General features: G+C 67.7%; 24 protein-coding genes and 1 pseudogene. 16 read left to right on the forward strand and 9 right to left on the reverse strand.

Annotation, left to right across the window (positions count from 1 at the left end; genetic code table 11):
- Positions 1–183: 183 nt before the first annotated feature.
- The 3 genes from ACIF80_RS36120 to ACIF80_RS36130 all read right to left on the reverse strand — a co-directional run bounded on the left by ACIF80_RS36120 (position 184) and on the right by ACIF80_RS36130 (position 2187).
- Positions 184–663: a hypothetical protein gene (locus ACIF80_RS36120; RefSeq protein WP_399812912.1), complete on the reverse strand. Its 480-nt coding sequence runs from the start codon at positions 661–663 to the stop codon at positions 184–186.
- Positions 660–1220, reverse strand: coding sequence for a DUF4913 domain-containing protein (locus ACIF80_RS36125; RefSeq protein WP_399812976.1), 561 nt, complete (start codon positions 1218–1220; stop codon positions 660–662). Before ACIF80_RS36125 ends, ACIF80_RS36120 begins: the two co-directional genes overlap by 4 nt.
- A gap of 211 nt (positions 1221–1431) precedes the next feature.
- The gene (locus tag ACIF80_RS36130) at positions 1432–2187 is read right to left on the reverse strand and encodes a DNA-methyltransferase (protein ID WP_399812915.1); all 756 of its coding nucleotides are present in this window, start codon (positions 2185–2187) and stop codon (positions 1432–1434) included.
- Positions 2188–2694: 507 nt separating this feature from the next.
- Between ACIF80_RS36130 and ACIF80_RS36135 the strand changes: the two genes are divergently transcribed.
- The 14 genes from ACIF80_RS36135 to ACIF80_RS36200 all read left to right on the forward strand — a co-directional run bounded on the left by ACIF80_RS36135 (position 2695) and on the right by ACIF80_RS36200 (position 15145).
- Complete coding sequence (locus ACIF80_RS36135) at positions 2695–3813, forward strand: C40 family peptidase (protein WP_399812918.1); 1119 nt, start codon at positions 2695–2697, stop codon at positions 3811–3813.
- A 94-nt stretch (positions 3814–3907) separates the two neighbouring features.
- Entirely contained in the window at positions 3908–4219 is a 312-nt protein-coding gene (locus tag ACIF80_RS36140) for a DUF6112 family protein (protein WP_399812921.1), read from the forward strand.
- Positions 4219–4911 carry a hypothetical protein gene (locus ACIF80_RS36145; RefSeq protein ID WP_399812924.1) on the forward strand — a complete coding sequence of 231 codons (693 nt, stop codon included), beginning with the start codon at positions 4219–4221 and terminating at the stop codon, positions 4909–4911. The genes ACIF80_RS36140 and ACIF80_RS36145 overlap by 1 nt, the downstream gene beginning before the upstream one ends.
- A 15-nt stretch (positions 4912–4926) precedes the next feature.
- Complete coding sequence (locus tag ACIF80_RS36150; RefSeq protein WP_399812927.1) at positions 4927–6315, forward strand: ATP-binding protein; 1389 nt, start codon at positions 4927–4929, stop codon at positions 6313–6315.
- An 84-nt stretch (positions 6316–6399) separates the two neighbouring features.
- Positions 6400–7872 carry an SCO6880 family protein gene (locus ACIF80_RS36155; RefSeq protein WP_399812930.1) on the forward strand — a complete coding sequence of 491 codons (1473 nt, stop codon included), beginning with the start codon at positions 6400–6402 and terminating at the stop codon, positions 7870–7872.
- A 44-nt stretch (positions 7873–7916) separates the two neighbouring features.
- Positions 7917–8366: a DUF6238 family protein gene (locus tag ACIF80_RS36160; protein WP_399812932.1), complete on the forward strand. Its 450-nt coding sequence runs from the start codon at positions 7917–7919 to the stop codon at positions 8364–8366.
- Between the two features lie 28 nt (positions 8367–8394).
- A complete protein-coding gene (locus ACIF80_RS36165) occupies positions 8395–9909 on the forward strand; it encodes a VirB4 family type IV secretion system protein (RefSeq protein ID WP_399812935.1) in 1515 nt (504 codons plus the stop codon).
- Positions 9910–11143: 1234 nt separating this feature from the next.
- Positions 11144–11932, forward strand: coding sequence for a hypothetical protein (locus tag ACIF80_RS36170; RefSeq protein WP_399812938.1), 789 nt, complete (start codon positions 11144–11146; stop codon positions 11930–11932).
- A 9-nt stretch (positions 11933–11941) separates the two neighbouring features.
- Positions 11942–12475 carry a hypothetical protein gene (locus ACIF80_RS36175; protein ID WP_399812941.1) on the forward strand — a complete coding sequence of 178 codons (534 nt, stop codon included), beginning with the start codon at positions 11942–11944 and terminating at the stop codon, positions 12473–12475.
- 162 nt (positions 12476–12637) lie between these two features.
- Positions 12638–13066 (forward strand): hypothetical protein, encoded by a 429-nt coding sequence (locus tag ACIF80_RS36180; RefSeq protein WP_399812944.1) that lies wholly within the window; start codon positions 12638–12640, stop codon positions 13064–13066.
- Between the two features lie 44 nt (positions 13067–13110).
- Positions 13111–13236 (forward strand): hypothetical protein, encoded by a 126-nt coding sequence (locus tag ACIF80_RS36185; protein ID WP_399812946.1) that lies wholly within the window; start codon positions 13111–13113, stop codon positions 13234–13236.
- Between the two features lie 71 nt (positions 13237–13307).
- Entirely contained in the window at positions 13308–14309 is a 1002-nt protein-coding gene (locus ACIF80_RS36190) for a hypothetical protein (protein WP_399812949.1), read from the forward strand.
- Positions 14310–14345: 36 nt separating this feature from the next.
- Positions 14346–14801, forward strand: coding sequence for a hypothetical protein (locus ACIF80_RS36195; RefSeq protein ID WP_399812952.1), 456 nt, complete (start codon positions 14346–14348; stop codon positions 14799–14801).
- Complete coding sequence (locus ACIF80_RS36200) at positions 14798–15145, forward strand: hypothetical protein (protein WP_399812954.1); 348 nt, start codon at positions 14798–14800, stop codon at positions 15143–15145. Before ACIF80_RS36195 ends, ACIF80_RS36200 begins: the two co-directional genes overlap by 4 nt.
- Before the next feature lie 163 nt (positions 15146–15308).
- Here the strand turns inward: ACIF80_RS36200 and ACIF80_RS36205 are convergent.
- Positions 15309–15452: pseudogene (locus ACIF80_RS36205) on the reverse strand (hypothetical protein); the annotation flags it as partial.
- 277 nt (positions 15453–15729) lie between these two features.
- On the opposite strand from ACIF80_RS36205, the gene ACIF80_RS36210 reads away from it, so the two are divergent.
- Entirely contained in the window at positions 15730–18888 is a 3159-nt protein-coding gene (locus tag ACIF80_RS36210; protein WP_399812956.1) for a DNRLRE domain-containing protein, read from the forward strand.
- A gap of 80 nt (positions 18889–18968) precedes the next feature.
- Here ACIF80_RS36210 and ACIF80_RS36215 read toward each other — a convergent pair whose 3' ends face one another.
- From ACIF80_RS36215 to ACIF80_RS36235, 5 genes are all read right to left on the reverse strand, one after another.
- Positions 18969–19472: a hypothetical protein gene (locus ACIF80_RS36215; RefSeq protein WP_399812958.1), complete on the reverse strand. Its 504-nt coding sequence runs from the start codon at positions 19470–19472 to the stop codon at positions 18969–18971.
- Between the two features lie 324 nt (positions 19473–19796).
- The gene (locus ACIF80_RS36220) at positions 19797–20129 is read right to left on the reverse strand and encodes a group II intron maturase-specific domain-containing protein (RefSeq protein ID WP_399812960.1); all 333 of its coding nucleotides are present in this window, start codon (positions 20127–20129) and stop codon (positions 19797–19799) included.
- Between the two features lie 69 nt (positions 20130–20198).
- A protein-coding gene (locus ACIF80_RS36225; RefSeq protein WP_399812963.1) for an IS5 family transposase occupies positions 20199–21016 on the reverse strand; the annotation gives its coding sequence in 2 pieces (ribosomal slippage) (positions 20199–20677 and positions 20677–21016; 819 coding nt in all).
- A 46-nt stretch (positions 21017–21062) separates the two neighbouring features.
- The gene (locus ACIF80_RS36230) at positions 21063–21647 is read right to left on the reverse strand and encodes a DinB family protein (protein WP_399812966.1); all 585 of its coding nucleotides are present in this window, start codon (positions 21645–21647) and stop codon (positions 21063–21065) included.
- Positions 21637–21903, reverse strand: coding sequence for a hypothetical protein (locus ACIF80_RS36235; protein WP_399812969.1), 267 nt, complete (start codon positions 21901–21903; stop codon positions 21637–21639). The genes ACIF80_RS36230 and ACIF80_RS36235 overlap by 11 nt, the downstream gene beginning before the upstream one ends.
- Before the next feature lie 833 nt (positions 21904–22736).
- Here ACIF80_RS36235 and ACIF80_RS36240 point away from each other — a divergent pair.
- The coding region (locus ACIF80_RS36240; protein WP_399812978.1) for a transposase at positions 22737–22906 on the forward strand (170 nt) is incomplete at its 3' end.

A 22906-nucleotide genomic window follows, 5' to 3' on the forward strand; every position in this document is an offset into this window, starting at 1 on the left:
CTCCGTCGAGGCAGTCGTCATACCACTGCATGGCGTGGGGTTCGGTTTCGAAGCCACCCTCGCGCAGTGTGTGGGTCCTTGCCTTGATGTCCACTTCCTCGTGCAGCACGCGGAAAGGCGCAGAGCCACTCTCGTCCATGTCCCGCAGGGCCGTTCAGGGGGCGTGGAGAGCTGCTCATTGTGTCAGCGGGTGCGATGGTGTGCGGGGATCTGTGCGGGTTGCGGAGGGCCGGGCAAGGCGGAAGGCAACGGTCCGGGCCGGGGTGTGCGTCCTTGGGCCGTGAGCTGCGGGGAGCGTGAGCGGGCGGCGTGCGTCCGGGCACTCAGTGGCCGACGTTCCATGCCGAGCCTGCGTCCGACGGTGTCGTAGATGTCGTTTCCGGCTCGTGGCCGGACAGCGACGACATGAATATCGCGGAGATGTGTGGAGGCCGGTGGCGCTGGGCGCACGGTGTAGACCACTCGCCATTCCTTACGGGCGTCCACGAACAGCTTGCGATATCCCTCAAGGTCGCCGGTCAGCTTGGTCCCGAAGCGATCGGCGTTCACTACTTCCTGCAGGTACGTCAGTGTCAGGTCACGGATACTGCTGGGTGCCTGGAGGAGGTCGGTCAGGGCGCGGGGATCGAAGCTGAGGCCGAAGGCGGGCTGTCTCGCGCTCATGACGCCGGCAGGCCCCGCTCGCTGGAGCCGGGCGTATCGGTTTCTGCCGTGTTCGTCTTCTCGGTGCGGGCCGAGGGCGGCGGTCCGGGCAGCAGTCGGTGGGCCGGGCGGTCCGGAGAGGTCATGCATGCCGACAGCGGGCCGCCCGGTGCCCGGATCGCCGCGACGGCATGGGTGAGGAAGTCCCGGTGCCAGACGAACAGCCCGGACAGGCCGGCTTCGGAATCCTTGTGCTGCTGGTAGGCGAGCCAGAGGGCGTGCAGCCAAGCCACCACGTCAAGGTGTTCCTGCCACTGCAGACACCACGGCGCCGCCGTGGTCACTTCTGCCCCGTAGACCGGCAGCAGGAAGTCGTCGACCCAGTCCGACAAGGCATCGAGTTCGTCCTCGAACTCCTTGTCCCCCAACTCCAGGATCGGGCGCGGCTCGGGCGGCGGCGCCGGGGCAGGGCCACCGAGCCCCGGGAGGCCGAACGCCGCGAAGGGCGATGCGGGGCCTGCCGCCGGAGTCGAGGCGAGATGGTCGAGTTGCTGGGCCTGCTGGGCGGACTGGTCCATGAGCTTCCGGACGCTGGCTTCGATTCCTTCGAGGTGCGGGTCCGGAACCCTTATCGGCTCCAGTTCCCCACCGCTGAGGTCTACGGATTCAGGCATGGGAAGGCGGCCTCCGTGAATCATGGAAGAGAAGGGCGGGGGCGGGGATGCCGCGGCGTACTGACGGCTGCTGAAAGGGCCACGCACCATCCGTTTGATGAGGTGGCTTGCAGGGTCAGGCGGTCAGAACGACGTCGTCCTGGGTGAGGGTCCGGCGGACCGTCTCGGTGAGCCTGTCGGCCGCAATGGCGGCATAGTGCTCGGTCTTCTCCACGCCGATGAAGTCACGGCCTTCCAAGAGCGCGGCAACGCCGGTGGAGCCGGAGCCCGCACAGAAGTCGAGTACCGTGCCGCCCGGCGGGGCGATCTTGACCAACTCGCGCATCACCTCGACCGGCTTCTGCGTGATGTGCTGGCGCTTCGCGCCTGACGGCTGTGAAGCGCTGTAGAGGCCCGGCAGGTAGACCGGGTTCCGACCGGCATCGATCGGCCCGTTGGAGGCCCAGACGACGAACTCGCAGTTCTGCGTGAACCTGCCCTTCTGCGGCCTGGCCTGCGGCTTGTGCCAGACCAGCACGCCACGCCACAACCAGCCGGCCGCCTGGATCGCGTCTGTCGTGATGGGGAGCTGGCGCCAGTCGGTGAACAGCAGTGCCGTTCCCCCGGTCTTCGTCAGCCGGTGGGTCTCGGTCATGATCTGCGTCAGCCAGAACCCGTAGGACCTCTGGTCCATGTTCTCGCCGGTGAAGTCCGCAAGACCGTGGCCGGCATCGGCAGAGGTGTACTTCTGCTTCGCGCTGCGGGAGGTGCGTTCCTTCGCTGTCCGGCCGCCCGAGTTGTACGGCGGATCCGTGATGACCGAGTCGACACAGTCGTCCGGCAGCTTGGCGAGGACGCTGAGTGCGTCGCCCTGGTGGAAGGAAAAAGGCAAAGAGGTACCCCGATTCGGGTATGGAAGGCGGAGGGAAAACCCCTGCTATGCGAGGGACCCCGCAGACAGGAATTGGGCATATGGAAGCCCAAAGCCACTGCCTGGGGAAGGCCGAGGGGAGTCCCAAAACTGTAGGGGTGAAACGCCGGTTGACCAAGAAGCGCGTGGTGGGGGGCCGGATTCCGGGTCCCTCCCTGTGGCTTTTTGGTCAACCGGCGTTCCACCCCTAATGTTTTGGAACCGCCCGGCGCACACCGCCACTGGCTTGACCGCCCAGCTGAACTCGCGGAGGTTTCCCCTGCCCTGGCACATCTGGCTCAGCCGTGCCGATGCAGCGAGCGGCAGCTTGCCCGTCGGCCCCCGATCGCCTCCGGCTGACCGCGCCCCTTCCACTTCACTCCATGTGCGCTGCGTGGCACACCGGCATCACACCTCGAAGGACGCATCCATGACGCCTCGCTATCCGCCCCTGCCCGCCCATGTCATCCCGCGAGCGGATCGCACCGTTTGAAGGCGCTCGCCGTCGGCATCGGTTTCGTTTTCCTCTCTCCGTTCCTCCTTGGCGGCGCGGCCATGATGATGGTCGCCTCCAGCGAAGCCGCCCAGAGCGCCACTTCGGACTTCTCCTGCCTGTCCGACCTGGACACGGACAAGATCAGCGCGCAGGTCTCCAAGATTCTCGACGGCGCGGATGCCTCCGATGTCCGCATCGAGGGCCTGACCTTGCCTGCTGAGCAGGTGCCGAACGCCCAGACCATCATCGCCACCGGCATCAGCCTGGACGTGCCCAAGCGCGGTCAGATCATCGCACTCGCCACAGCCGTGCAGGAATCGCGGCTGCGCAACCTCTCCTCCGGGGACCGCGACAGCCTGGGACTGTTTCAGCAGCGTCCGTCGCAAGGCTGGGGCACCGCCGAGCAGATCCGTGACCCCGTCTACGCGAGCGAGCGCTTCTACAAGGCGTTGCTCAAGGTGCACGGCTGGCAGCAGATGACGCTCACGCAGGCGGCGCAGGTGGTGCAGAAATCCGGCTACCCGGACGCGTACGCACAGTGGGAGCCGCTCGCGACCGCGCTGCAGAAGGCCATCGCCGCCGCCTTCCCCGGCTCCGGTGAGGACACACCGGACCAGGACAGCGCCACCTCGCCTCCCTTGTCCGACTGCAGCACGGCGGACGGCTCGTCCTTCGGGTCGATCCCCGAAGGAGCCGTGCCGAAGGGCTACAAGATCCCGGAAGGCACCGGCCCGCAGGCCAAGAAGGCGATCGTCTGGGCGATGCGGCAGCTCGGCACCATGTACCAATGGGGCGGCAGCTGCACCGCACCGCACGGCCCCGACCCGATGGGCCGCTGCGACTGCAGTTCACTGATGCAGCAGGCGTACAAGCAGGTCGGCATCACCCTCACCCGCACCACCTACACGCAGGTCAACGAAGGCAAGGCCATCTCCACCAAGGCACTCAAACTCGGTGACCTGCTCTTCAGTCGCGGCAGTGCCGCCCGCCCCGAGCACGTCGGCATGTACATCGGCGAGGGCCTCGTGATCGAAGCCCCGCGTACTGGCAAGCCCGTCCGGATCACCGCGATCAAGGATTGGGACGTACTCGCCGCTCGCCGAGTCCTCTGACTGTCGTACCCGTCCTTGCCTCCCCACGCCCCCTCCGCAGTCTTCCCGCTCGCCGGGTCCGTCGGCCTGAGCACACAAGGAGCCCATCCCACTCGTGTCACCCCTTACCGGCTACTTCATCCAGCTCGCCTACGACCCCGGCATCTCCCCCAAGGGAGGCGGCCTGCCTGGTCTGGCGGTGCTGAAGAACGTCGTCAACAGCATCAACCTCTTCGGCATCATCGCCGTCGTTGGCGCCCTCGCCGTCTCCCTCGCCGTCTGGGCGTGGGGTCACCACACCGGTGGCCACCAAGCCGAAGCGAACGGGAAGAAGGGTGCGGTCGTCGCGGCCGGAGCCGCACTCGGCCTCGGCGCCGCCAACGGCATCGTCGCGTTCTTCAGCGCCCTCGGCTCCCAGGTCAACTGATGCGCAACCGCTTCTCCTCCCTGTCCGGCCACGGAGCCGGCTGGTCCGCGAACCGTCGCTTCACACTGATCGCCATCGCGCTGGCCACTCTCCTCGCCACCGCTGCGGCGACCGCCTACTGCGTCGGCCGCGGTGAGAACCACTCCCCCTCTGCGAGCGGTGCTCCCGCCACTACTTCAACGCCCCACACAGCGTCGTCCACCGATCCGCAGAATCCGTCGGCCGGGACCGGCTCGGTGCCCGCGCCACCGAGATTCTCCGACCCCGTCACCTTCGCCGAAGCCGCCGCCTCGATGCTCTGGTCGTATGACACCCGCACCACCAGCCACGAGCGGCAGCTCGCTGGCATAGAGGCATGGATGACCGCCGAGAGCCAGTACAGCGACTGGACGTCGGTCTCCGCGCAGATGCCGGATCCGACCCTGTGGTCGCGGATGGCCGACCAGAAGCAGCATGCCGAGGCCACCGTCGCCGAAGGCCACTACCCGGCCGCCTTCAAGCAGGCCCTCGCCGAGAACCCCTCGGAGATCACCAAGGCGTACATCTACGCCGTCACGGTCACCGGCAAGCAGACCATCACCTGGGCCAAGGGCGGCGGAGGGGCGGAGAACCGCTCCATCACCCTCGCCGTGCAGTGCCGGCCCTCAACCGACTGCTCCCTCGTCGCCATCGCCCCGAACGTCGCGCCCTGACCGAAAGGAGTCCCCATGGGGTTCTGTGACCTCCCCCTCGCGGACAAGGTCTGCTTGGTCGGTGAAGCCGTGGACTTCGCTTCCGATCCCGGCAAGGCGATCGGCGACTGGATGGCCAAGAGCGCCGGCGAACTCGCCGCCGCATCCGCCGACCTCGCGGCTCTGGCGGTCGACTCCACCACTCGCGTCGACCTCAACGCCCCCTGGTTTCGCGACAACTACGAGACCATCCTCCCGATCGGACTGGTGGTCCTCGTGGCGACCTTCTGCGCCCAGCTCGTCCGCGCCGCGATCCGGCGCGATGGGCAGGCCCTGACACAGGCGTTCACCGGCACGGCCGGCGGAGTGCTCTTCGCTTTCGCCGCCATCGCCTGCACCACGGTCGCCATCGAAGTCGTCGATGCGCTGTCCGATGGCCTGTTCAAAGCCGCGAACACAAACGTCGCCTCCGCGGTCCGCCGCATGTTCAAGGTCAGCCAGCTGCCAGGACTGGCCGCGCTCGGCTGGTTCGTCGCTGTCTTCGCCAGCCTCGGAACAGCCCTCGGAGCCGTCCTGTACTGGTGCGTGATGATGGTGCGCAAGGTTGGCATCCTGATCATGGTGACCCTGGCCGTCTTCGCCGGGGCCGGCGGAGGATGGGAGGTCGCGCGCCGCTGGCGCAAGGGCTGGATCGAGGCCACCGCCACCCTCGTCGTCTCGAAGCTGCTGATGACGATCATCTTTGTCCTCGGCTTCGCTGCCATGGGTGAGACCGAAGCCGAGGACGGTCTGGCTGCGCTCGCCGATGTCTTGACCGGCATCGTGATCATGGTTCTGGTGTTGCTCTGCCCCTACGCCACCTTCAAGTTCGTGCACTGGGCTGCCGAGGGATCCGACGGAGAGACGTTGCACCGCGCCGGCGGCGCCGGTGCGCAGCTCGCCAAGCAGCACGCGGAGCGCGCGGGCAGGAAGGCCGCCGCGATGGCGGCCACCGCCGGAACCGGCGGAGCTGCCGCAGGCGCCGGTGCAGCCGACGCCGCTCCACAGGGCCCGGACACCACTGCCGGCGGTGGCTTCCCCGGCGACATCGTCCCCGTTTCGAGCGGCGGAGGCGGGAATCAGGAGGAGGCGCAGAACGCCCAGGCAGGCTCGTCGCCTGGGAGCGACGGCGTGAAGTCCGGTCCGGAGAAGGCAGTACAGCCTCCGCCGGCCAGCGTCTCCGAGGACACCAGCGGTCTGGTGGGCGGAGGCCAGGGGACGGGTGGCTCCGGTTCCGGTGCCCCAGACGGACAGGCCGATGGATGGCAGTCCGTGCCTCCGACCACGACCCCGCCGCCGCAGGGAGCGGCGCCGCCCTTCGGCAATCAGTCTGCCGGAACCAGCGGCACGGCCTCTCCTCCCCCGCCGCCGCCGAGCGGCCTCTGACACCTCGTCCACATTCCAGGGGCGGGACGCACTCACCACATCCCGCCCCTGGAGTCCCGCCCGCGCGCCTCCAGGACCAGCCTCTTGTCTGATTTGTCCGTTGCTCCGGTCATGGTGAAATTCCCCCATCGATCACGCCGTGGCATCCTCCTCGGCCTCTCCCTTTCCCAGTTGGTTCTCGTATCGGCCGCGCTGGCTCTTCTGTTGGTGACGGTCATCTCCACCGGGCTGCTCGGTGCCCTCGCCCTCGCTCCGCTGTGGGCGGCCGTCGCCACTCTGGTCGTCATCCGTCGGCATGGCCGGTCCTTGATCGACTGGGCCCCGATCGTCGTCCGCTACGCCCACCGCCGCCGCATCGGGCAGACCCTGTGGCTGGCTCGGCCGGTCGCCCGGCCCCGGCAGGACGGCGTCCTGCACCTGCCCGGCACCGCGGCCTCCTTGAAGGTCGTCACCCCCGGCGACTCGGCCAACGGCGCTGCCGCCGTGCACGATCCGCACCAGCAGACCCTGACCGCCGTCGCCCGTGTCTCCTCCCGGGCCTTCGCCCTGCTCGACCCGGCCACACAGAACCACAACGTCAACGGTTGGGGGCGTGCGCTGGCAGGCACCGCCCGCATCGGACACGTCGCCACCGTGCAGGTCCTGGAACGGACCGTCCCCGACTCCGGTGACACTCTGGCCCGTCACTGGGCCCGCCACGGCCACCCCGGAGCTCCCACCGCCGGGCAGGTCTATGCCGAACTGGTGGCCTCCGCCGGCCCGGCCGCCGCCCCGCACGAGACGTATCTGGCCATCTCTCTCGATCTCAAGGCCGCCAAGCGGCTCATCAGCCAGGCGGGCGGAGGACTGCCCGGCGCGTTCACCGTGCTGGAGCAGACCACCTCCTCGATCGCCCAGGCTGCCCGGAACGCCGGATTGACGGTCACCGGATGGCTGAATGCCAAGGAAATCGCCGCTGTTATCCGCACTGCCTACGACCCTAAGGCGTTGGCCGCTCTCCAGCAGTGGTCGCCAAACGGCCGCGCGGAAGCGGACCCGGCTGCTGCCGGGCCTGTCGTCCAGGTCGAGGAGTACGACCGGCTGGCCACCGACAGCGCTCGCCATGTGACGTACTGGGTGGAGGACTGGCCACGAACCGAAATGGGTGCCGGATTCCTGCACGGGATCATGTTCACCGCCGGCATCCGCCGCAGCCTGTCCCTTATCTACGTCCCCCAGAAGCTCGAGTCAGCGCTGCGGGACGTCCAGCGAAAGAAAGCCGCGATCATCGCCGACGCCAACGAACGTGCCCGCCGCGGCCAGGTCGACAGCGAGGAAGACTCCGTCGAGTACGCCGACGTCAAACAGCGCGAGCGTCAGCTCATCGCCGGCCACGCCGACGTCGCCCTGACCGGCCTGGTCACCGTCACCGCCGAGACCGACGCCCTCCTCGACGCCGCCTGCGCACAGATCGAAACCGCCGCTGTCACCGCCGGCGTGGACCTGCGTCGCCTGTTCTTCCAGCAGCCCGACGCTTTCGCCGTCTCCGCGCTCCCGCTGGCCCGCACCACTCTCTGACCCAGCCACCACTCCAAGCCGGTGACAGGAAGGACCTCCCCCCTTTGCCCTCCCCTCCGCCCCCTGGCGACGTGCATCCCTATCTCCGCGCCGCCACCGCCGGCATCCGCCACCACGCCCGTGCCCTGAACCGCTCACCACAGCCGGAACCAGTGGCCCGTACCCACCTCGACGTGCTCCACGCCCACCTCACCGAGTTGCAGCAGCTTTTCGACCAGCTCGCTGAGACGACCCGCCCTCCGCATCCCAGCGCAGGCCGACACCTGGCCGCCGCCCATACCCGGCTCTGGCAGGCCACCGCCGAGATCCACACGGCCTTCCACCTTCTACCTGCTGCCTCGGCGGATTCGACCGAGTGCCGCCCCGATCGGTTCTTGGAGGGGCCCCCGGTCCTCACCATCTGCCAACGGCACCTGACCGCCGGACACATCGTCCGCCGCAAGACCACCCCAACCGACCTCAACCGGCCACACACCACCGCATGCGTTCGATGAGCGCCATCCGACAAAACGAGGGCCTCTGATGAACCATCGGCCCGCACGCCGAGCCCGCCGCGCCTCCGCCAGCCCGCTGTTCACCCCATACGGCACCGACCGGGCGAGCCGCAAGGCCGCCCGCCGACAGCTCGCCGAGGCCGCTGCGAAAGCACGTGCCGAAGCGAGCATCCAGCAGGCGGACAGCCCAGCAGCCAAACACGAGACACCCGCACCCCTGTACCCACCAAGCGGACGCCCAGGTCCTGGCTCCGCCCGCGGGAACCGCCTGAAACTGCCCGCCCACCGCATGACCACCGCTGTCGCAGCAGGGGCATATCCGTTCCTCGCCGAAGGCGGACTGGGCGCCGAGGGGATCTACATCGGCCGTGACGTCCACGCCGAAGCCTCGTTCGTGTTCGACCCGTTCACTCTGTACGGCACGGTCGAGGGGTTCACCAACCCCAACATCCTGTTGGCCGGTGTGATCGGTCAAGGCAAGAGCGCACTGGCCAAGAGCTTCGCCCTGCGCAGCGTGGCCTTCGGTTACCGGATCTACGTGCCGTGCGACCCCAAGGGCGAGTGGACCCCTGTCGCTCAGGCACTGGGCGGCACATCCGTTGCCCTCGGCCCCGGATTGCCGGGCCGCCTCAACCCCCTGGACGCGGCCCCACGACCGAAAAGCGTCTTCGAAGCGGACTGGGCCGGCGAGATCCGCAAGAGGCGCCTCCTTCTGCTCGGTTCCCTGGCCCGAACCGTCCTCGGCCGGGAGCTGCAACCCGTGGAACACACCGCTCTCGACATCACACTCGACGCCGTCGTCACTCACGCCACCGCCACCGGCCGCGCCCCGCTTCTCGGTGATATCGCCGCCGCCCTCAACAGCCCCGCCCAGCTCGACGAAGCCGTCGGCATGCTGGCCGGACGGCTCGGTGACACTGCCCGCGACCTCGCCCACGCCATGCGCCGACTCGTCCACGGCGACCTCGCCGGCATGTTCGACGCCCCCTCCACCGTCGCCTTCGACCTCGCCGCGCCCATGCTTACGATCGACCTGTCCCGGCTCGGTGGATCAGGCGACGACACCGCCCTCGTACTCGCCATGACCTGTGCCTCCGCGTGGATGGAGTCCGCCCTCACCGATCCGCGCGGCGGTCGACGCTGGATCGTCTACGACGAGGCGTGGCGCCTGATGCGCCACGCCGGCCTGCTGCAGCGGATGCAGACCCAGTGGAAACTCTCCCGCGGACTCGGCATCGCCAACCTGATGGTCATCCACCGGCTGTCCGACCTGCTCACCGCCGGCGACGCCGGATCGCAGGGCCGCGCCCTGGCCGAAGGACTCCTCGCCGACTGCTCCACCCGCATCATCTACCGCCAGGAGACCGACCAGCTCCACGCCGCGGCCACTCTCCTCGGTCTCACCTCTGTCGAAACCGAGGCCATCGCCCACCTCAACCGCGGGCGCGGCCTGTGGAAGGTCGCCGGCCGAAGCTTCATCGTCCAGCATCTCCTCCACGCCCACGAGCTGACCCTGTTCGACACCGACGCCCGCATGCATTGACAAAGCCAGTGAGTTCACGGACACCGGTCTGCCGTCTCGACCGCTCATCTGCCCATCACCGCCGACGGTCCCTGCCCTGGCCAATCACTCCCCCCTACATCCAGGAGGCCCACCTGTATCCGAGCCGCGTCAGTACCTTCGCAACAGCACTCGCATCACATCTGCCCGAAGGATGGGACCGCAAGTACATCGGATTCCGACTCCCCAGCGCCCCACCCATAGCCGACCAGGTCTGGGATGACGGACCGGCCCATTGGGCCCTGCTCGACTGGCCCGACACCCGTACGGCCTTCGTCGGAGGACCAGACGGCGAGGAGCTCTGTGTGATGAAGCGCCCCCTCTATCCCCATCAGTACCTGGTGGCTCCCCTACAGCCCGAAGGGTTCTTGCCACACCACTTCAGGGAAGTCGACGAGCCCACCGGAATCTCGGTCCCTGACGACCCGGTCCGCGCCGCAGCCGCCGTCAGCCGGCGGGTTCTGCCACGGCTCCAAAACGCCTTGGCCGCCGTACGGCACAACGCAGCCGTCCAGCCCGATCCGCCGCACCGGGCCGCTGCCGCAGAGGTAGCTCAGACACTGACCTTGATCTGGTATCCGGATGGTGCCGTGGGCGCACCGTATGCCAGCGTCCCGGACCAAGCCCGCAACGTGCTGTACGGCCACTACTTCCACTACAACCCGTACGAATCGGCGTTCCTCCTGCCTCCTTCCTACGGCGACGCAGACCGAGCACTCCTCATCACGTCCGCCGTCCAGCAGCTCACAGCCGCAGGCATTGGCGTCAATCTCCGCCGAGCCGCCCCCGCTCTCCCCACCACCGCCCGGCCCCCGGTGCCGTTGCCTTCTCGGCCAACGCGCGCACGCTGAGTGTCCGCGCCTCGAAGCCATCGGCCACCTGGCTCTCGTCCACCCCCGCGACCTACTGGCCGGCCAAACCTCACTGGAGCACTACCATTCCCCTGCACACCACCGCCCACCGCACCGCTCTCCTACTCACGGCCGCCGCAGGCGTCGTACTCGCCACGAGTGGCTGCTCGTCCTCCAACAGCGCCGACGACCACACTCCAGCCACGGCCAAGCGCACCGCTCCGCCCTCACCGAGCGCCGGGCCGGCGCTGACGAACTCCGAGGCCCTTGCCCAGATCACCCACTACTCCAAGGTCAACAACAAGGCCAACGCCACGCGTGATCGAAAGCTCCTCGACACGGTCGAGGACGGTCCGCTGTATGCCATGTCGGTCGCGGACTACAAGCAGGACGAGGGCTTGCCGAAGGCCGACCGCGAGAAGTACAAGACGTGGTCGTACGACCTCACCGCCACCGATGTCTATGTGCCCCGCTTCACCCCCGGCCAGCAGCACTGGTTCGCCGCCGTCACCTACACAGGCACGAGCAACGAGCACGCCCGCGTCCTGGTCATGGCCGAGCAGCCCAAGACCAAGCGGTGGGAGATGGTGGCCGCCGTCGATCTCGACGACAAGACTCAGCTGCCGAAAATCGCCCTGGACTCCCACGGTTACGCCACCTCGGTGGACGCCGCCTCCGCGAAGAACGTCGCGGCCCCGGTCGATGTCCTTCGCTCGGCAGTGATCGACAACTTCCGTACAGGCGGCGACCTGACGGGCACAAAGGTCTTCGCCCCGACCAAGACATCCAAGCGGCAGGTCAAGGCCCAAGACGACACCGCCGACAAGTTCGGAAGTCGCGGCACCACCGAGTTCTCCTCCGCCACAACCGATTTCCCGGACAGCTACGCACTCAAGACCGCCGACGGCCATGCCCTCGTAGTCTTCGCGCACACGCACATCCAGCGCGACGCCGTCTCCCACTCCGGCCTGGAAATCGTGCCGTCGAAGGAAAACCGGGCCTGGCTGGGCACGAAGCCGAGCCCGTACTTCACGTACACGTTCAACTGCTCCAACGCCGCTGTCGTCCCACGTACCCCGGACAAGTCGAAGCTGATCGGCTACAGCTGCCGCCGCACCGACGCCGAGGCGGCCGGCCCGAGCAACGCCGCCTAGGAGCAGGACATGCAGCATCCTGACTTCGAGCTGTACGACAACGTCGGCCGGACCTCCGAACAGATCGCCGCCGCGCACTTCGGTATCGCCACCCGCGACGACCCGCTGCGCTGGGCCCGCCGCGATGCCGAACGGTTCCTCGCCGAGCACCCACTGCCCACCGAGCCCTTGCCGACGCCAGATGCGGCCCCCTATCTCGCCGCGCTCGCCGCCGCCGAGACACCCGCCGACGTCAGCGCCATCACCCAGCACCTCCTGGACGCCGCCCAGCCCGCACTGAGCGCAGTGAGCGACCTCCTCGTGGCCATCGCACGATGGGGCGACCGTCACCGGTTCGCTGAACAGGGGGCTCCGTCCAAGCTGCTGATGGAAGCGGCCAGCCGCAGTCTGTCCGTGCTCGCCATTGCCGACGAGGCCGACCTCGCTGTCCTGCGCGCCGAGTACGACCCCGCCCCCGCGCCACCGCCGGCCCCGAAGACGGCTCCAGGTCTCCCCCCAAATCCGCCCGGCCCACCGTCCGCCGGCCCGACGCCCGGCCGCTAGCACACCCCTCTGGAGGCTTCACCTGTCGACCCGTTCCTTTATCGCCCGCCCCACCCCGACCGGGTACACCGGCATATACGTCCACCTCGACGGTGCGCCCACCTCGAAGCTGCCCTACTGCTCGCCGCTTTCCAACACCGCTTCGGCCGGAACCTGGAGGCGATGACGCGGCACCTCGTGGACGACGTAGCCGTCGGCTGGGACGAACTGGGCACCGACCTCCTCAACGGAGCGCCACCCGAGATCGTCACCGCCCTCACCGGCGGGGACCACTGGCCCAGCCGCACGCTGGACCACCTGATCACCCCAGATGGCTCCCCGCCGGCCCGCATGACAGTCACCGAGTCGACCGCCGCCGACCAGGACCTGGAATGGGGATACGTCCTGCGCCCGCATGGCATCGAAGTGATCCCCGCGCTGCACACCGCATCCGGCCCCGTCGTCAGCTGGGACGCCGACCCCCGCACCGACTTCAGCAACCCCACCGCCTGGCCCACCGTAGCCCCGGCCCGTCTCCCCACATCGCCTACAGCTGCTCCCACACCTGCGCCCCGCGTCCCGGGCGCACCCCGCACGGCCGCCCGCCGCTGACCTCGCACTGTCCGCACCACCCGGAGCCCGCTCCGCCCATCCCCTTGATCACGGTCGTCATCACCACCCGCCTGCGCAAGGACCGCCTCGGCTACCGCACCACCGTCCGCCGGAGGTCGGCACCCCTGGCGCTCGCCCCGTACGTCCGCGCCGAAGGAACCACTCTGTGAACCTCACCGAACTCGCTCCATTTGCCGCTTCAGGTGGAAGCGTCGCCGACCAAGCCTCATGCGAGATCACTTTGTTCACCAGCTTCCGCGACGGCGTCGTCGCACTTGTCGACGGCGACACCTGGCGCCGGGCGCGTACCACTCTGGACATCGCAGGATTCGAAAAGGCCGACGACGGCAACCACGCTGTTCCGCTGGGGGATCTCGACCGTACCCGCGAGGTTCTGCTCACCCTGAGCGTGGTCGCCCAGATCTCCCAGATCAAGATCACCCCGAGCAGTGAGACCTACATCGGCGACTTCGCCCGCGACCTGGTCGATCGCCTTCCCGGCCAGTGGAACGTGAGGGTCGAGAACTACGCCATGCGCGTCTGGCAGGGGGACCTCGCCACCTGCATGTGGAGCACCGGCCCCGTCGCCGCCACGCTGAACCAGCACCGTGTGCGGTGGTCGGCCGTACTGCAGCGTGACGACGGAGCCGAACTCGCTGTCATCCGCGACCCGCAGCGCGACCTCTACCACGTCGGCGCGATCCACCCCAGCAGCCTCCGTCCCGACGCACTCGTCACGCCTCCCGCAGACGTGACCGTGCAGCCGACGCCAGCCACAGCCGCCAGGCACATCCGCTCCCATCTGCTGCCCGCCTACACTCGCGCCGTACTTCACTGCCAGGTCAACTCCCTGGAGAAGGACCTGGACTGGGCACACGAGACGTACACGTCACGCCCCGTCTCCGAGCCACCGCCGACGGACCTCGTAGACACGTTCACCCGACTCACCACAACGGCGCCGCACATCACCGCCGCTGTGCGCGCCCTGGCCACGCTCACCGAACACGAGGCCGCATTCCTCCAACGGGTGGACGACGTCATCACCGCGCCGACCCACGCCGAGACCCCTCACGCCTATCAGCTGGCCTGGTGGCTCACCGAGGGCGGCGAGGGCCTCATCAACCTGGCCCGTCGCGCCGTTCCCGACCGCGAGCCCCCCGTCAGCGAAGCGTCTCCCGCTCTCGTCTCTCCGCGTGCGTTGCCGCCCGCACCGGCCCAGGGCACCCCCGGCCCTCACCGCTGACCCTCGGTCCCCTCACCAGAAGGAGACTCTCCCTCCTTGGATCCTGACACCCACTTCATCTTCGGCACCCACCCTCAGCATGGTTATGTCGCCGCCTTCGCCTCCGACTTCCCCTCGCATCTCGCCGACTGGTACCTCACCCGAGTCCAGTTCGAGCACGTCCCAGGTGAGCCGGGCCTGTACCGGCTCACCGAGCCCGAGCACGACGGTCTGCGCCGGACCCGCCAAGCCGCGCAGGACCTGCACGCGCAGAGTTTCGCCGTACACGTCGACGCCGATGTCGCCCTCGCAGCAGCCAACCCGCTTCCCCTACTCCGGCCGAACGGAACCGCCGAGCGCCGCAGGCACATCGCCCGGGCCGCCGCCGGCCGGTCACTCCAGCACAGTGCGGCACCGACGACCGCGCAGGCTTCCGCGCGCCCGATCCCGCCGAAGCCCGCCTACGCGCCCACCGCCCATCTCACCGTCCATGCCGGCGGACGCAGCCGATGAGCCCTGATTCAGGACCGATCCACATCGCCCGAGGGCGGGGCGGCGAGGTCGACGTCGAAGGCTCCCTCGACGCCTTCGCCGGACAGATCCTGCTCCGAGCGGGCTTCCTCTTCGAACCGTCACTGCGCGGTCACTGGATCCGGCTGCCGTTCGACATGGGACGAGACTGGGAGAACGAGCGGTCGACCTGGGCCGCGGAGATGCTCACCGCCGCCCGCTACGCCGTACACCTCGACCCAGGACTCGATACCCGCCCCACCCCGCTCGTCACATCCTCGGGTCCAGACCGCACGCCTCCGGCGATGCCACCGCAGCGCACCACAACGACCGCGCGACGCCCATAGCGGCGGCTGGCCAGTCGGCCGCTGGCTAGACGTCCGCAGCGAACACGCCTGAGCAGGCACCTCAACTTCCTGTCTTGTATGTCTTCAAGGAGATTCATCTATGGCTGTTGTTGGTAAGCCCGGCTATCGGAAGTTGCGGAATGCTCCTGCGTCCGCCGGAACAGTGTCCATGTGAGGCATACATGATCAGCGCCATCCCGGCGAGGCAGACCAGGGCTCCGGTGATGTCGAAGCGGTCGGGGCAGTAGCCGACTACACCAAAGTCCTGTGCGACGCACCGGCCAACAACACATCGGTATTCGGCCATGCTCACCACGCTGCGGCGTGAGTAATGCAACGTTTGCAGAGGGATACCCCCAGGCCACAACTCTCCCCCACGACAGCAGAGTTGATTCCAGCCGATCTTCTTCCGCCGAGCCCAGTGGCCAATTTTTCACACCTACAGTGCCCATACACCTTGTCGATCAAGAAAGGGTGTGTGCTTCGTGCACTCACGAATACGCCGCTCGCACGGGAGAACCAGAGCTCGGCTTGCGGTCGGGGCCGCCTTGCTGCTGGTCGCGGAAGTCGCGTTCGCAACTGGGATGGCAAGCGCCGCCACGCCGCCTCCGGCGGAGGAATCCTCGGAGGCCAAAAGCTCGTCCTCCGAACCGGCCAAGGCCGCGAAGTACCCCAAGGGGTCCAAGGGCTGGGCCATTTCCGAGGCCAAGAAGACCGGGGAGAAGGTGGTCGTCACAGACGAGACCACCGCGACCTCACACACGGTCGCCAACCCGGACGGAACACTGACCACCGAGCTCACCTCCGGTCCGGAGCGTGTGTGGCGGAACGGCAAGTGGTGGAAGGTCGACGTCACCCTCACCAAGGACACGGACGGCACCGTCCGTTCGAAGGAACACCCTCACGGGCTGCACCTGGCCGGCAAGGGGGGCACCAAGGCGAAGTCTCTCAAGGCCGCGCAGAACTCGCCGGCGCGGGACCTGGTCACGCTGGGGAGCGGAGACGGGAGCGTAACCCTTCAGTGGAAGGGTGCGTTGCCCGAGCCCGAACTTGACGGAACGCGTGCCCGCTACCACGACGCCGTTCCGGGCGCCGACGTGATCGTCGAGGCGACCCGTACGGGCTTCGAGCAGTTCGTCGAGCTTGCCGAGAAGCCTGCCGCCACCGACTTCACCTACACCCTGCCGCTGCAGGCAGAGGGTATGAAGGCGAAGGCGAACAAGGACGGCTCGGTCACGTTCACCGACGCCGAGACCGGCGCCGTCCGGGCCACCATGCCCGCTCCGGTGATGTGGGACGCCGCCACCGATGACCGGTCCGGTGAACACACCCACCGGGCCCGCGTCGACATGGAGGTCCTCGACAAGGGGGACGGGAAGATCGACCTCGTCGTCACCCCCGACCCGGGCTTCCTCGCCGACCCGGCGACGCAGTACCCCGTCACGGTGGACCCCTCCACCTCCGCCCTCGCGAACACCTTCGACACCTACGTGCAGCAGGGCGAGACCGTCGACTGGTCCACCGACACCGAACTGGACCTTGGCAACCCCGGGACCAAGAACGCCGACGGCACCCCGCGCACCGCGCGGTCCTTCATCACGTGGAACACCACGCCGATCCAGGACGCGTTGATCGTCGACACGAACCTGGCCCTGTGGAACTTCCACTCCGGGAACACCGACTGCTCCAACCAGAGCTGGACCATCGGGAACACCAGCGCGCCGTCGACCTCGTCACGGTGGACGAACCAGCCGACCTGGACCCAGTACCACTCCTCCACCCAGACCCGCGGCAACCCCGACTGCACGAGCAGCCAGCCCGATGGGTGGATCAACGCCGACGTCGACACGCTGGTGCAGACCTGGGCGTCCGCCAAGGCGACCCGCGGTCACATGGGCCTGCGCGCGGCCACCGACAGCACCCTGGCCTGGAAGCGTGTCAACTCCGCGAACAACGCGTCCAACCAGCCCAAGCTCAGCGTCACCTACAACTACCGGCCGCAGGAGGGCACGGCCCAACAGGCAGGCCCGCCGTTCCGGTCCCACAACGGTGTGTGGGGTGTTGACACCCTCACGCCGACGCTGAGGGACAAGTTCGCGGACGCGGACGGTGACCTGGTGAGCGGCACCTTCCAGGTCTACGACGCGGAGACCAACACACCGATCACCACGCCGGCCGGCGAAGGACTGCTTGTCTCCGGCGCCGTTACCCCTGGCGAGTGGGCGACGGTGCAGGCCCCGGCCGGGCAGCTCGTGGACGGCAAGATGTACAAGTTCCGGACCAACGCCTACGACGGAACCCACTACAATCCCAATTGGTCCCCGTGGGCCACGTTCGTCGTGGAGACCGCCGCCGCGGGCAAGCCCACCAACCTGCAGTCGGGCGACTTCTACAGCATCTCCGACCCGGAGATCGTCAAAGACCCCATGAAGGTCCAGGAAATCCAGGATGTCTTCAAGCGGGACGGCAACCTCGAAGCACTCGGCATCAAGCCCACCAGCGGGCCTTCCGCCCCCAAGACCGAGGCCGCCAACAACACCCAAGCGGTATGGGAGCGGACCTACACCACACCGTCCACCAAGTTCACCGGCGGTAGGAAGCCCGCCGACCAGTACGAATACATCAAGGACCCCGCCGAGTGCTCCGCGGCCGATGACGCCGACAACGCGGCAGGCTGGATCAAGAACCGGTTCTCCTACTGCCAGGACACACTCGTCCTGATGCCCGCCATCAAGTGCGGCCTGTGGCCCCCGGGCTGCTACCTGCACGGCGAGTTCATCGCCACGCAAACCCTCATCGGCCAGGGCAAGATCGGCCCGTTGGACGGAAGTGAATACACCCGCTACGCCGACTTCGACCTGAACCTCGACGTCCACTGGATCGGCGGCGACTTCGCCAAGCCCGGCGCGAAAATCGAAGCGAACCTTCCCTGCGAAGGCACCTGGGCCCCGGGCAACGCCACCGCGGAACAGGAAGAAGCCTGCTACCTCGGGCTCTTCGACGGCCGTGAGGACTCGCCCGCCGGGTGGGAAGCTGACGGCGACACCAAGTTCGACCTGTGGTCCTCCACCCCCAAGCTTCCCGACGTCGCCGTCGGTGAGCAGGTGGCGGTCGGTAAGTTCACTCCGAAGCTGGACTTCACCCTGCCTGGCTACAGCCAGCTCATCTCCTCCGAGGGCGAAGAGGGCGAGGTCCGCTTCGACAGCGCCGCCTACAACCCGTGGGCCAAGCTCGGCTCGGTCTTCCCTGATGCCACCCCATCGCTGCGCTACGACAAGAGCGACACCAGCGACGCCAGTTTGCCCGTCCCCTACACCGGAGTCGAGGCGGTAGCCCGCCACATCGACGAGGCCCGCAAGGACCCGGACGCCAGCTACCCCAATAAAACCGGGAAGAACCTGCCCGGCGAAAGCCCGCTGCACCCGCTGCACCGCATCACCGAGTCCGCTGGAGCGACCTCCAAACAGCGCTACGACCAGAACGAGGCGGTCCGCAAACTCGACTGCAACGAGAACACCCCCGGCGCCCCGGCGGCGGGCAAGGACTGCGACGAATACCCGTTCCGCTCGTCCGCCGAAGGCGCTGCCCGCTACCAGTACGAAGGCGACGAGTTCAAGGACGACTTCTCCGTCCGCTACATCAATCGGGAAGAAAACCAGGAAGCAGGCCGCCGCCTGGGCGCCTGGTATCACAGTGACCGGATCCTCGACTGGGAAGCTTTCACCGTCACCATCGGCGACTGACACTCCAGCAGTGATACTCCGGTAAACCAAGGCAGGGCCGTCCCCATTCGGGGGCGGCCCTGCGGTCCCTTCGACGTGGCTCAGGCGGCGGCGGTCCGCCAGATCTGAACCAGACAGAACTGATCCTCCCCACCCAGAGCGGCTTCATGACCGGCGGGCGTGGCCAACACGTCGGAACAACCCTGCAGAGGAGAGGTGAAAGGACCCGCGTTCGGGTTGAACGTCCACTGCCACCGCATCCGGTACGTGCCCGGCGACGGCAACACCAGCGGAATCTCCCTCAGCCCGCCGTCGACGGTCTGCAAACCAAGCTCGCCCTCAGGAAGGTCCACCTCGACCTCCTCGCACCCCGCCCACTGACCGGGCGGCAGCGCCGGTGCACTGGTCCACGACTCCAGACGTATCACCGTCGTGCCCACCTCCGAGGGCACCTGCAGATACACCAGGCCCGGCCCGGGAAGCAGCCACTTCGATCTGTCCGCATCATCATCGAACGTTTCAGCCCCCATGGTCGTGTCGACCAGCCCGAACAGCCGATAGCTCGCCGACACCGTCGTATCGCAGGAATCCAGCAACCTGCCCATCAAGCACCTCGCAAGTCGGGGGAAACACCGCTCGATGGCGGCGCCGCCACCGACTGTAAACGCAAGGAAGGAGCCATGTTCCGTAGGAGTCAGCTACGAGCCGCGTTCCCGAGAAGGGCCCGCTGGTGCTCCCGGGTCGCGCCGGCCGCCTCTCGTACGTCCGGATCCTCAGTGTGCGGCGACTTTGTGGACGGTGAAGTTGGCCCGGGCGCGGTTCCGGCCTCGGCGGCCGGTCCGTTTCCCCGGACCGCTTCCCGCACCCGGCGTGCCCGTTTCCGAGCACCGGGCGCTCCGCAAGCCCTGTTCAGGACCTGCGTATTGTCCTCATCCAGGCCGGGCCAAGGGGTCGGGATGACTGTTCGTTCCCCGGTAGCGGTAACGCGTGGTGGTCACCTTGGCCGGGTTGAACAGTGGCCTTTCGTCCGAGGCCGGCCACCATCCGACGTCGCAGTAGCGGCGGCGGAGGTCCTTCCAGGTGGACCGGCAATGTTTGCGGCGCAACCAGCTCTCGACCTGGCGCCACGTGTAGTGGCTCAGGTAGGCGAAGGTCGCGCTGGACACGCCGGGTCGGAAGTAGACGCACCAGCCCTTGAGCGCCGGGTTGAGCTGACGCAGCAGGGCATCGAGCGGCTGGCTCGTGTCTGTCGTCCGGCGCATCGTCCTGACCTTGCCGGTGCTGGCCTTGACAGCCCTTCCGGACGGATAGGTATAGACGTAGAGGATGTCTCACGTGGTGAGTTTTGCGAGTCTCTTGTAGCAGGTGAGGGCTGCAGCGAGGCCGAGGAAGGCGAGGAAGTGGCTGCCTTTTCGTTCGTACCGGACAGTGAGGCGACGGTAGCCAAAGAGCCAGGCGATCGACCGCTCGATCTTCCAGCGGTGCCGGCCAAGGCGCTCACCGGACTCGATGCCGGGCCGGGCGATCCGAGGAACGAGGCGGCGATCGCGGAGCCAGCGCAGGTGTTCCGCAGAGTAATACGCCTTATCCGCGCGGACCTTCACCGGTCGTCCGCGGCGGGGTCCGCGCCGGGAGCGGCCGGCCGGTATCCCCAGGATGAGCGGCTTGAACGCCTGGCTATCGTGCAGGTTCGCACCCGACACCGCCACGACCAGCGGCAGGCCCTGCCCCTCAGACAGCACGTGTAATTTGCTGCCCTCCTTACCGCGATCGACTGGATTCGGACCGGTCAGCGAGCCCCCCTTTTTGCCCGCACCGACGCGGCATCGACGATCGCGGACGACCAGTCCAACTCACCCCTGGCGCCGAGTTCGTCCAGCACCGCCCGGTGCAGTCTGCGCCACAACCCGGCCTCGGTCCACACGCTGAACCGACGGTGCGCGGTGGCCGACGATACACCGAACGATTCCGGCAGATACCGCCACGCACACCCACTCGTCAGTATGTACGCCACAGCCGTGAACACCGCCCGCTCGTCACGCGGAGCGGTCCCGCCACCTTGCGGTCGAGCCACGAACGACGGCAGTAGCGGGGCGACCAGCTCCCAGAGCTCATCAGGAACCAGACGCTTCGACAGATCAGCCCTCACGGCCGCCATCATGCCGCTCGAACATCAAGTCACGTGGCACAGCCCTCTATGCCTTGGCCGATGCGGCCGATCTGGCGGCCTGCTCGATCTTCGCGTAGTAGGCGTCGCGGGCTTCCTCATCGATCTGCATCTCATGTTCGGGGCGCATCCCGGTTCGGCCGTCGACGCCTTCGCGCAGGATGTCGGCGTGCCCGGCATGCCGGTTGGTCTCGCCGAGGACGTGGACCATGACGGCGAATAGGTTCGTGTTGGAATGAGGCTCCGGCCACCACGGCACGTGGCCGGGGGCATCGAGGGGAAGCTCGTTGATCCTCGCGTCCGAGTGTTCCCACGTGCGCCGGTAGAACTCGATGATCTGCTCGCGGGTCTCGTCCTCAGTCGCCCACAGATCGCTGCCGTCGTGGTCCTGCCACCGGGGCAGCGATTCCGGGGAAGGGCGGTCGAAGACCTCGCCAAAGTACCTGGCCTCGACGCTGGCCACGTGTTTGACCAGGCCGAGGAGGTTGCTCCCGGTCACTGTCAACGGTCGGCGGGTGTCGTATTCGGACAAGCCGTCGAGCTTCCAGACCAGCGCCTTGCGGTCCCGCCGCAGTCTCCCGTGCAGGTTGTCCTTCGCGAATTCATCGATCATGCGGCATGAGCCTGCCATGGGCTACTCGCGGCCTCAAGATCCCGTGCGTGGACCGCAACGACCGGAAGGGCCGAAGTCTGGCAATGGCCAGTGCCCTGAGCTGCCACAAGAAGCCGATGAACTTGCCACGTGAGACAACGTCGTAGTGCCGGTTGCTGCCTCGTTTCCGGTGGCGCTGGATGCGCCAGCCGAGAAAGTCGAGGCCCTTGTAGATTTGGGTGATCAGGGTCTTCTCCGGCGACAGGCGCAGGCCCATCGCGGACAGGACTTCTGCGATCTCCTCCCGGAGGGCTTCGGCGTGCGTGCTGTTGTGTCAACGCTGCCACCGTTTCAGGCAACGGCCGCGGAAGGGCACTCGAATGAACCGCTGGCACCTTGGTGCGGTGGCAGTCATGATGATGAGTTTTGCTGTAGTCGGCGGCCAACTTCTGCGGCGTAGTCGGCACCGAAGCCTTGGCTTTCGCGGGTCCAGTTGTCTCCGGTGGACTGGTGGAATCCAAGCAGGCGGCTGAGGACGACGGCGGGCAGCTCCGAGGCGATGTCCATCGGTGACGCATGGCGTGCGAGCTGAGGCGGGACGCCGATCGCCTTCAGGCGCCGGCCGAGGGTGTTCGGGTTGATCGGCTGTCCTGGGTAGAGGCTGTGGAACAGCCACTTGGGTTCCTCGAGCGGGACGGTGGCCGCGCGACCGTTCGTTGCTCGACCAGCTGGCGGATCAGGTCGTCCAGGGGCGCGGGGAGCTCGACGGGTACGCGCCCAAGCTTCAGAGTAAGCGTGTTGCCACGGTCGACAACATGCTCGGTGGTGAGCCGACTAATGCGGCCCACAGGCTGGGCGAACAGCAGCAGGAGCAGACCGGTGGCCCGGTCGGCGAACTGGAGTTGCTCGTCGTGGACGAGTCGGCGGACCAGGGCCCAGCGTTGGTCCCTGCCGATGATGCGCGCAGCGAAATAGGAGCTGATGACCGGTGCCGTCAGCGGGCGGGTATGGCCGCGTCTGCTGGTCCAGAGCAGGAATGCACGGACCGTGGCGCGGGTGGTGGGGCCGTCGCTTAGAGGTCATCTCAATCGGCTCGGTAGGCTGTCGGCCATGGCAGGGATCGTTGAACGGCTGGTGCCGGACGAGCTGTGGGAACTGTTCCAGCGCGTGGTGCCGGAGGCGCCCTCGCGGCCCCAGGGCGGCGGCCGGCGCCGGCACGGTGACCGTGAGGTGCTGGCCGCGATCGTGTTCGTGACGACCTCCGGGTGCACGTGGCAGCA

This window comes from Streptomyces sp. NPDC085927 (assembly GCF_044540975.1).
Classification (GTDB): Bacteria; Actinomycetota; Actinomycetes; order Streptomycetales; family Streptomycetaceae; genus Streptomyces; species Streptomyces hirsutus.

What these genes read in the sequence shown, in the direction of transcription:
- ACIF80_RS36210 (WP_399812956.1), top strand. Translation starts at nt 15,730, where the DNA reads ATGGCAAGCGCCGCCACGCCGCCTCCGGCGGAGGAATCCTCGGAGGCC.
- ACIF80_RS36230 (WP_399812966.1), bottom strand. Translation starts at nt 21,647, where the DNA reads ATGATCGATGAATTCGCGAAGGACAACCTGCACGGGAGACTGCGGCGG.
- ACIF80_RS36170 (WP_399812938.1), top strand. Translation starts at nt 11,144, where the DNA reads ATGTCGGTCGCGGACTACAAGCAGGACGAGGGCTTGCCGAAGGCCGAC.
- ACIF80_RS36180 (WP_399812944.1), top strand. Translation starts at nt 12,638, where the DNA reads ATGACGCGGCACCTCGTGGACGACGTAGCCGTCGGCTGGGACGAACTG.
- ACIF80_RS36215 (WP_399812958.1), bottom strand. Translation starts at nt 19,472, where the DNA reads ATGGGCAGGTTGCTGGATTCCTGCGATACGACGGTGTCGGCGAGCTAT.
- ACIF80_RS36165 (WP_399812935.1), top strand. Translation starts at nt 8,395, where the DNA reads ATGAACCATCGGCCCGCACGCCGAGCCCGCCGCGCCTCCGCCAGCCCG.
- ACIF80_RS36200 (WP_399812954.1), top strand. Translation starts at nt 14,798, where the DNA reads ATGAGCCCTGATTCAGGACCGATCCACATCGCCCGAGGGCGGGGCGGC.
- ACIF80_RS36175 (WP_399812941.1), top strand. Translation starts at nt 11,942, where the DNA reads ATGCAGCATCCTGACTTCGAGCTGTACGACAACGTCGGCCGGACCTCC.
- ACIF80_RS36120 (WP_399812912.1), bottom strand. Translation starts at nt 663, where the DNA reads ATGAGCGCGAGACAGCCCGCCTTCGGCCTCAGCTTCGATCCCCGCGCC.
- ACIF80_RS36235 (WP_399812969.1), bottom strand. Translation starts at nt 21,903, where the DNA reads ATGGGCCTGCGCCTGTCGCCGGAGAAGACCCTGATCACCCAAATCTAC.
- ACIF80_RS36220 (WP_399812960.1), bottom strand. Translation starts at nt 20,129, where the DNA reads ATGCGCCGGACGACAGACACGAGCCAGCCGCTCGATGCCCTGCTGCGT.
- ACIF80_RS36150 (WP_399812927.1), top strand. Translation starts at nt 4,927, where the DNA reads ATGGGGTTCTGTGACCTCCCCCTCGCGGACAAGGTCTGCTTGGTCGGT.
- ACIF80_RS36145 (WP_399812924.1), top strand. Translation starts at nt 4,219, where the DNA reads ATGCGCAACCGCTTCTCCTCCCTGTCCGGCCACGGAGCCGGCTGGTCC.
- ACIF80_RS36125 (WP_399812976.1), bottom strand. Translation starts at nt 1,220, where the DNA reads ATGGACCAGTCCGCCCAGCAGGCCCAGCAACTCGACCATCTCGCCTCG.